Genomic DNA, 8,228 nt, shown 5'->3' on the forward strand with positions numbered 1-8,228 from the left:
AGCAGGGGCGGCAGGGGCGGCAGGAACAGGCTCGCGCCCCAGAGCGACGTCTTGGATGTCATGCAGTAGCCGAAGGTGAACAGGCAGTAGATTCCGAAATGCAGGGTCGAGGGCAGCGTCCTGGCCAGCCGGAACAGGGCCAGGTGATACATGGCGGCGATGAGCAGGCATCCGGCGAAGAGGAACGACATGGCCCGCTGCCTGTCGCGGGCGGCCTCCAGGGGCCCTGGCGGCGCGAGCTGGATGCCGTCGGGCACCCCCCCCGGCGCGGAAATGGTGGTTGGACACCTGGAGCACGAGCTCCATCTCGTCGCCCCGGGGTTCCACCTCGGCCAGGACCAGCGACCGGCCCGGGCGCTCGGTGGCCGCGTCGGCGCCCAGGGTGCCGCTGTGGGCCACCAGCACGCCGTCGGCCCACAGCCGGTAGGCCACGGGAATGTCGTACAGGCGCAGGGTCAGCCGCCGGGCGTCCGGCCAGAGTCGGACCCGCAGGCGCAAGGTCGCCTGCCCGGTGCCCCCCAGCTTTTCCCCGTCCACGACCAGGCCCTTCCAGGTTCCGGGCATGGTGAAATAGCCCGTGGGCTCCGGGGCGGCGCCGGGGGCGAGGTCGCGCGGCTCCAGCAGGCGGTTCCAGTGGAATTCCCATTGGCCGTCGAGGTGGGCCGGGCCGCTCGCGGCGGGATCGTGGGCCCGCAGGTCCATGAGGCCGCGCTGCGCGCGCGGGCCGGGCTGGGCCTCGCGCGCGCAGCCCGCCAGGGCCAGCAGCGCGGCCAGGGCCAGGGCCGCCGCCACCGCGCGCAGGGGTATTGTGGATTCTTGTCTGGCGGGCTGGGGCATTTTCGGTGTTCCGATCCGGAAAGGGGCGCGGCTCCTTTGGCGTCTGTCGCGCATTTATATCGGGACTCTGTTGCACGCGCAACAGCGGGGCGCGCGAAAAGTGTCCGTGTAGGTGGTTTCCCGGACAGACAGGACCAGCCCGGCGGGATAGAAGCGCACGGAAGTGCAACCACACAATGCTAGGAGTGAGTTCATGGTTTCCGTGCCGCTGTCCTTCTTCCGGAACGTTCGTCTCCCGGCCTTCGTCCTCCTGTTGCTGGCCGGTCTGTTTTGCGGCCCGGCCGCGCCCGCGGCCTGGGGCGGCTCACTGACCGGCCTGGGCATGCTGGGCAGCGACGGGCCCTTCTTCTTGCAATCCGCCGCCGCCAGGGTTTCCCCCGACGGCTCGGCGGTGGTGGGCGTGTCCTCTTCCGCGTCCGGGCCGCAGGCGTTCCTTTGGACGCAGGCGGGGGGGATGGTCGGGCTGGGCGACCTGCCCGGGGGCGGATTCTACTCCCAGGCCGCCGACCTTTCCGCCGACGGCTCGGTGGTGGTGGGGATGAGCGTTGCCGCGGCCGGGTTGGAGGCCTTCCGCTGGACGCAGGCGGGTGGCATGGTCGGCCTGGGCTCCCTGCCCGGCGGGGCCGCCACCTCCTACGCCTCCGCCATCACCCCCGACGGCTCGGTCATCGTCGGCGGGGCCGGGTCAGCCAACGGCGACGAGGCCTTCCGCTGGACGCAGGCGGGGGGCATGGTCGGGCTGGGCGACCTGCCCGGCGGCATGTTCTCCTCTTCCGCCTCCGCCATCACCCCCGACGGCTCGGTCATCGTCGGCAGGGCCGGGTCCGCCAACGGCGACGAGGCCTTCCGCTGGACCCAGGCGGGGGGCATGGTCGGCCTGGGCGACCTGCCCGGCGGCATATTCGGCTCTGCCGCCACCGAAGTTTCCGCCGACGGCTCGGTGGTGGTGGGCATGAGCGAATCGGCCAATGGCGAGGAGGCCTTCCGCTGGACCCAGGCGGGAGGCATGGTCGGACTGGGCGATCTGCCCGGCGGGCTGTTCAGCTCCCACGCCTTCGGCATCACCGCCGACGGTTCCGTCATCGTCGGCAGGGGTGCGTCCGCCAGCGGCGAGGAGGCCTTCCGCTGGACCCAGGGGGGCGGCATGGTCGCGGTCAAGGACTGGCTGGAGGATTCCGGCGTGGACACCACCGGCTGGAGGCTCAAGACGGCCAGCGCCGTCAGCGACGACGGCGAGACCATCGTGGGCATCGGCGAGCGCTCCGGAAACGAGGAGGCCTTCATCGCCCGCCCGGGCGGGCTGGTGACCCCCGGGGCCTTGAACCAGTCCCTGGGCGACATGACCGGGGTGGGCCCGGCGGTGTCGGGGCTCGGCATGGCGTCTATGGGCGTTCTGGGCGGGGCGGCCTCCCCGGGCGGGGGCGGCGTCGCGGGCCTGGCCAGCGGCGAGGGCTACGCGGGGCGCCTGGACTTCTGGGTTTCGGGGGCCATGTCTGCCAACAGCGAGCTGGACGGCGACGACTTCGGCCTGCGCGGCGGCCTGGGCCTGACCTGGGAGCTGGGCAACGACTGGCGCGTGGGCGGCGGCGTGTTCGCCAACTCGCGCGACCTGGAGACCGCCCACGGCGGCTCCCAGGAAATCGGCACCCTGGGCCCCGGGGCCTTCGTGGGCTGGGCCCCGGCGGGCACCGGGCTGGACTTCAGCCTGAGCGCCCTGTGGCAGGGCGCGGACCTGCGCCTGGAGCGCGGCTACATGAACGGCGCGGGCAGCGTGAGCTCCACGGGCACGACCGAGGCCGAGCTGTTCGGCGTCATGGCTCGGGCCCAGTGGACCCGCAGCCTGACCGGGAGCCTGGCCCTGATGCCCTTCGCGGAGTACGCCTGGCAGACCGTGCACCTGCGCGGCTACACCGAGGGTGACGGGCCTTTCCCGGCCCGGTACGACTCGCGCGACGAGGATTCCAACACCGTGCGCCTGGGCCTGCAACTGGGCTGGACCCTGAGCGAGCGGGTCACGGCCTGGACCTGGGGCGCCCTGAACCACCGCTTCGAGGGCTCCTCCGGGGCCATGAGCGGCACGATGCTCGGCCTGGGGCGTTTCGATTTCGAAGGCTCCCGGACCGACCAGGACTGGGCCGACGTGGGCCTGGGCGCGAGCTGGCGGCTCACCGAGCGCCTGAGCGTGTCCTCGCGCCTGGGCGTGGTCCTGGGCTGCGATGACGACTCCCTGCCCGACATGACCGCCACCGTGGGCCTGACCTGGCGCATCTGGTAGGCGCGCCCGCATGGCGGCGCGGAAACGGGCCGGGCCCCCCAGGGGGCCCGGCCCTGCCGTTTCGGGCCTTTTGCCGGGGGGCGGGGCCGGCCGCCCCGGCCCGCATTCGCCCCCCGGCGCCGCGCGGCCCGGGGCAGGGGTTTACAAACGGCGGGGGCAGGGGTTAACTGATCGTTTCCTTCGCCGCCGCGGAGGGTACAGACCCGATACGAGGAACGAGCATGGCCAAGCATTTCCTGAGCATTCCGGACCTGGACAAGGACACGGCCTGGGCGCTGGTGCGCCGGGCGGACGAGATGAAGCGCACGCGCCACCGGGGCGACGTTCTGCGCGGCGAGACGGTGATCCTGATCTTCGAGAAGGCGTCCACGCGCACGCGGGTCAGCTTCGAGGTCGGGGTGCGCCAGCTCGGCGGCAATTCGCTGCTGATGACGCCCGCCGAGTCGCAGCTTGGCCGCAGCGAGCCCCTGGCCGACACGGCGCGGGTGCTCTCGCGCTACGCCCGGGGGCTGGTGGTGCGCACCTTCGGCCAGCACAAGCTGGAGGAGCTGGCGCGCCACGCCGACATCCCGGTGATCAACGCCTTGTCGGACCTGTACCATCCCTGCCAGGTGATGAGCGACATGCTGACCATGTACGAGCGCACCCCGGACCTGAGCGCCCTGCGCGTCGCCTGGGTGGGCGACGGCAACAACATGGCCAACTCGTTCATCAACGCGGCGGCGCTGTTCGGCTTCGAGCTGCGCCTGGCCTGCCCCCAGGGCTACGACCCCGACCCCGCCGTGCTGGACGCGGCCCGCTCGCGCGGGGCGCGGCTGGTGCTTACGCGCGACCCGCGCGAAGCCTGCGCGGGCGCGCACTACATCAACACCGACGTGTGGGCGTCCATGGGCCAGGAGCAGGAGCAGAAGCGCCGCGAGCTGGCCTTTGCGGACCATCAGGTCAACGCGGCCCTGCTGGCCGTGGCCGACCCGCAGGCCCGGGTCATGCACTGCCTGCCCGCGCACCGGGGCGAGGAGGTCAGCGCCGAGGTGCTCGACGGCCCGCGCTCCATCATTTTCGATCAGGCCGAGAACCGCCTGCACATGCAAAAGGCGATCATGGAATGGCTTTTCACCGCCGAAGACGGCGAGACGAGGGCGTAGCATGAGGGACATCAAGAAGGTCGTCCTGGCCTATTCCGGCGGGCTGGACACGTCGGTGATCCTGGCGTGGCTGAAGAACACCTACAACTGCGAGGTCGTCACGCTCACGGCGGACCTGGGCCAGGGCGAGGAGCTGGACGGCATCGAGGACAAGGCGCTGCGCACCGGCGCGGTGAAGGCCTATGTGGAGGACCTCCAGGAGGAGTTCGCCCGGGACTTCATCTTCCCGATGATGCGCGCGGCGGCGATCTACGAGGGGCGCTACCTGCTGGGCACCTCCATCGCGCGTCCGCTCATCGCCAAGCGGCTGGTGGACATCGCCCACGCCGAGAACTGCCAGGCCATCGCCCACGGCGCCACGGGCAAGGGCAACGACCAGGTGCGCTTCGAGCTGGCCGCCGCCGCCCTGGACCCCAGGCTGGTGACCATCGCCCCCTGGCGCGAGTGGGACCTGACCTCGCGCTCGGACTGCCTGGCCTACGCCGCGGCCAACGGCATCGACATGCCCATGTCCCACGCCAAGCCCTACAGCTGCGACCGCAACCTGATGCATTGCAGCTTCGAGGGCGGCGAGCTGGAGGATCCGTGGAACGCCCCGGGCGAGCTGTCCTACGCCATGAGCGTGCCCGTGGAGCAGGCCCCGGACCAGGCCGAGGAGCTGACCGTCGACTTCGAGCAGGGCGATCCCGTGGCCGTGAACGGCCAGGCCCTGAGCCCGGCGGCGCTGATGCACCGCCTGAACGAGCTGGGCGGGCGCCACGGCGTGGGCCGGGTGGACATGGTCGAGAACCGTTTCGTGGGCATGAAGGCGCGCGGAGTCTACGAGACCCCGGGCGGGACCATCCTGTTCCACGCCCGGCGCGACCTGGAAGGCATCACCATGGACCGCGAGGCCATGCACCTGCGCGATTCGCTGGCCGTGCGCTACTCGGAGATGGTCTACAACGGCTTCTGGTTCGCCCCCGAGCGCGAGGCGCTCCAGGCGCTGGTGGACCAGACCCAGCGGCGCGTCACCGGCACGGTGCGCCTGAAGCTCTACAAGGGCAACGTGATGCCCACGGGCCGCAAGTCGCCCTGTTCGCTCTACAGCCACGACCTGGCCACCTTCGAGACCGACCAGGTCTACAACCAGGCCGACGCCGCCGGGTTCATCACCCTGCAGGGGCTGCGCCTGCGCGGTTTCGCCGGCAGGGGCAGGTAGTCATGGCCGACGGCAAGCTGTGGGGCGGGCGGTTCGCGGAAGGCACCGCCGCCAGCGTGGAGCGCTACACCGAGTCGCAGAGCTTCGACCGCGTGCTGGCCGAGGTGGACGTGCGCGGCTCGCAGGCCCACGCGCGGATGCTGGCGCGCCAGGGCGTGCTGACCGCCGACGAGGCCGAGGCCATCGCGGCCGGGCTGGAGCGCGTCCTGGACGAGATCCGCAGCGGGGCGTTCGTCTGGCGCCCCGAGCGCGAGGACGTACACATGAACGTCGAGGCGCGGCTGACGGAGCTCATCGGCCCGCTGGGCGGCAAGCTGCACACCGGGCGCAGCCGCAACGACCAGGTGGCCCTGGATTTCCGTCTGCACGTCAAGGCCCGCCTTGCGCACTGGCGCGAGCTGGCGGCGCGGCTGGTGGCCGTGCTGGCCGAGCGCGCCCAGGAGCACCGCCAGACGCTTCTGCCCGGCTGCACGCACTTCCAGCCCGCGCAGCCCGTGTCCCTGGCGCAGCATCTCCTGGCCTACGCCCAGATGTTCATGCGCGACCACGCCCGCGCCGGGGACTGCCTGGCCCGGGCCGACGTGTGCCCCCTGGGCGCGGCGGCCTTGGCGGGCACGACCTATCCCCTGGACCCCCGGGCCGTGGCCGACGAACTGGGCATGGCCGGGGTGTTCGCCAACAGCATGGACGCCGTGAGCGACCGCGATTTCGTCATCGAGGCCGTGTTCGCGGCGTCCCTGTGCATGGCGCATCTCTCGCGGCTGTGCGAGGAGCTGATCATCTGGGCCAACCCGCGTTTCGGGTTCGTGACCCTGCCCGACGCCTACAGCACGGGCTCGTCCATCATGCCCCAGAAGAAGAACCCCGACGTGTGCGAGCTCATGCGCGGCAAGACCGGGCGGGTCTACGGCGCGCTGACGGCGCTGCTGACCCTGGTCAAGGGCCTGCCCCTGACCTACAACCGCGACATGCAGGAGGACAAGGAGCCGTTCTTCGACGCCGACCGCACGGTGAGCGCCTCCCTGGCCATCATGGCCGACATGCTGGCGGCCATGCGCTTCAATCCCGGGCCCATGCGCGAGGCGCTGTCCCAGGGGTTCCTGAACGCCACGGAGCTGGCGGACTACCTGGTGGGCAAGGGCCTGCCCTTCCGCGAGGCGCACCACGTCACGGGCGCCTGCGTGGGCTATGCGGAGGCCAAGGGTATCCGCCTGGAGGACATGAGCCTCGCGGAGCTGCAAGGCTTCTCGCCGCTCATCGACGAGGGCGCCTTCGAGGCCCTGCGCTACGAGACGGCGGTGGCCCGGCGCCAGGCCAGCGGCGGCACCGGCCCCGAGGCCGTCGCCCGGCAGCTTGAGGACGTGCGCGCCTGGCTGGAACAAGAAGGGATAGCTTACTAGGCAGTTTTGTAATAGGAGTACTTAGAGATGAATAAATTTGCTCTAGGTGGAGGCGCAAATGGTTAAATTTTCTGCTGAAGAGGTGGGGAGCATACACGAATTCCTCGTTGGCAAGTTTTTGGATTCAGGAGATCCGATATCCCCGCCAGGAATTAAAAATTCTGGGATGTTGGAATCGGCTACAGCAAGGCCATTTCAAAGTGCAGGGGGGCGTGAAATATACGAGACCTGTTTTGATAAAGCTGCAGCTCTTTTTCATTCTTTGATTAATAACCATCCGTTTCATAATGGGAATAAAAGAACAGCGCTGATTTCGTTGTGTGTATTTTTAGATAGATACGGATATTGGCTTGATGACTGTTCTGATGATGACCTGTATGAGTTTACAAAAAGAGTTGCGGCCCACGAAATATCAGAGTCAAAGGATCGTGAGATTGAGGATATTTCAGCGTGGATAGCATTTAATTCGCGAAAAAGGACGAAGGGTGAAAAGCCACTAAAATATCATGAGCTTAAGGTTATCCTTCAAAGGTTTGGGTATGAGATTGACCCCCCCGATAAAGAGTTCTTGTATATCCACAAGGATGGGGAAGTCGTGCAACGGATCATTAAGCAGGGGATACAAGGATTTCGTCCTTACCATACAGATTATATAGCGGGTCTGCGTAAAAGACTTGGGCTAACCCCTGAGTTTGGAATTGATAGTGAAGCGTTTTATGGACGTATAGCTCAGAATGATGACTTTTCTGAAATTATAGAGTTGAGAAGCGATGTTATCCGGCGTTTGGCAAAGACCTGAAGGACGTACGTACCGTATGTATGCACATAAAATAGCAAAAAGCGGCCGGGGCTTGCCCCGGCCGCTTTTCCTTTGGCCCCTTGCCCGGGCTCAGGCCGAGGCGGTGAGCTGTTCCATGAGCGCTTCGAGGCGGCGGGTCTGGTCGGTCAGCCCGGCCACGGCACGGGCCGATTGGCTCATGGCCTGCGAGGTCTCCCCGGAGATGCGGTTGATCTCGTCCACGCTGTGGCTGATCTGCTCGCTGGCGGCGGATTGCTCCTCGGCCGCCGTGGCGATGGAGCGGACCTGGTCCGCCGCCTGTTCCACCAGCCCGAGGATCTCGCGCAGGGTTTCGCCCGAGAGCGCGGCCTGCTCCGTGGCCTGCGCAATGGCCTGCACCGATGCCTCCACGTTGCCGATGTTGCGGCGGGTGTCGTCCTGCACGGCGTGGATGGCCTGGCCCACCTCCTGGGTGGCGGCCATGGTCTTTTCGGCCAGCTTGCGCACCTCGTCGGCGACCACGGCGAAGCCCCGGCCCGCGTCGCCCGCCCGCGCGGCCTCGATGGCGGCGTTCAGCGCCAGCAGGTTCGTC

7 protein-coding genes and 1 pseudogene are annotated in these 8,228 nt (G+C 68.5%); 6 read left to right on the plus strand and 2 right to left on the minus strand.

Annotated features, from left to right (window positions below):
* A pseudogene (locus tag M0P34_RS11325) lies at positions 1 to 257 on the minus strand (histidine kinase); the annotation flags it as partial.
* Between the two features lie 23 nt (positions 258 to 280).
* On the opposite strand from M0P34_RS11325, the gene M0P34_RS11330 reads away from it, so the two are divergent.
* The 6 genes from M0P34_RS11330 to M0P34_RS11355 all read left to right on the plus strand — a co-directional run bounded on the left by M0P34_RS11330 (position 281) and on the right by M0P34_RS11355 (position 7,657).
* Positions 281 to 427: a hypothetical protein gene (locus tag M0P34_RS11330; protein WP_291499135.1), complete on the plus strand. Its 147-nt coding sequence runs from the start codon at positions 281 to 283 to the stop codon at positions 425 to 427.
* A gap of 603 nt (positions 428 to 1,030) precedes the next feature.
* Complete coding sequence (locus M0P34_RS11335) at positions 1,031 to 3,112, plus strand: autotransporter domain-containing protein (protein ID WP_291499136.1); 2,082 nt, start codon at positions 1,031 to 1,033, stop codon at positions 3,110 to 3,112.
* A gap of 221 nt (positions 3,113 to 3,333) precedes the next feature.
* Positions 3,334 to 4,257 carry an ornithine carbamoyltransferase gene (gene argF, locus M0P34_RS11340; protein WP_291499138.1) on the plus strand — a complete coding sequence of 308 codons (924 nt, stop codon included), beginning with the start codon at positions 3,334 to 3,336 and terminating at the stop codon, positions 4,255 to 4,257.
* 1 nt (position 4,258) lies between these two features.
* Positions 4,259 to 5,458: an argininosuccinate synthase gene (locus tag M0P34_RS11345; RefSeq protein ID WP_291499140.1), complete on the plus strand. Its 1,200-nt coding sequence runs from the start codon at positions 4,259 to 4,261 to the stop codon at positions 5,456 to 5,458.
* 2 nt (positions 5,459 to 5,460) lie between these two features.
* Entirely contained in the window at positions 5,461 to 6,858 is a 1,398-nt protein-coding gene (gene argH, locus M0P34_RS11350) for an argininosuccinate lyase (protein ID WP_291499141.1), read from the plus strand.
* A gap of 58 nt (positions 6,859 to 6,916) precedes the next feature.
* Positions 6,917 to 7,657, plus strand: a complete 741-nt coding sequence (locus M0P34_RS11355; RefSeq protein WP_291499143.1) for a type II toxin-antitoxin system death-on-curing family toxin — start codon at positions 6,917 to 6,919, stop codon at positions 7,655 to 7,657.
* A 90-nt stretch (positions 7,658 to 7,747) separates the two neighbouring features.
* On the opposite strand, the gene M0P34_RS11360 is transcribed toward M0P34_RS11355, so the two are convergent.
* Positions 7,748 to 8,228: methyl-accepting chemotaxis protein (locus M0P34_RS11360; protein WP_291499145.1), on the minus strand; the 481-nt coding region annotated here is incomplete at its 5' end.

This window comes from Desulfocurvus sp., from assembly GCF_023230885.1.
In the GTDB taxonomy this organism is placed as follows: domain Bacteria; phylum Desulfobacterota; class Desulfovibrionia; order Desulfovibrionales; family Desulfovibrionaceae; genus Desulfocurvus.

Bases quoted from the DNA above. Each gene is read 5' to 3' on its own strand.
- M0P34_RS11335 (WP_291499136.1), top strand. From the start codon at position 1,031: ATGGTTTCCGTGCCGCTGTCCTTCTTCCGGAACGTTCGTCTCCCGGCC.
- argF (WP_291499138.1), top strand. From the start codon at position 3,334: ATGGCCAAGCATTTCCTGAGCATTCCGGACCTGGACAAGGACACGGCC.
- M0P34_RS11345 (WP_291499140.1), top strand. From the start codon at position 4,259: ATGAGGGACATCAAGAAGGTCGTCCTGGCCTATTCCGGCGGGCTGGAC.
- argH (WP_291499141.1), top strand. From the start codon at position 5,461: ATGGCCGACGGCAAGCTGTGGGGCGGGCGGTTCGCGGAAGGCACCGCC.
- M0P34_RS11355 (WP_291499143.1), top strand. From the start codon at position 6,917: ATGGTTAAATTTTCTGCTGAAGAGGTGGGGAGCATACACGAATTCCTC.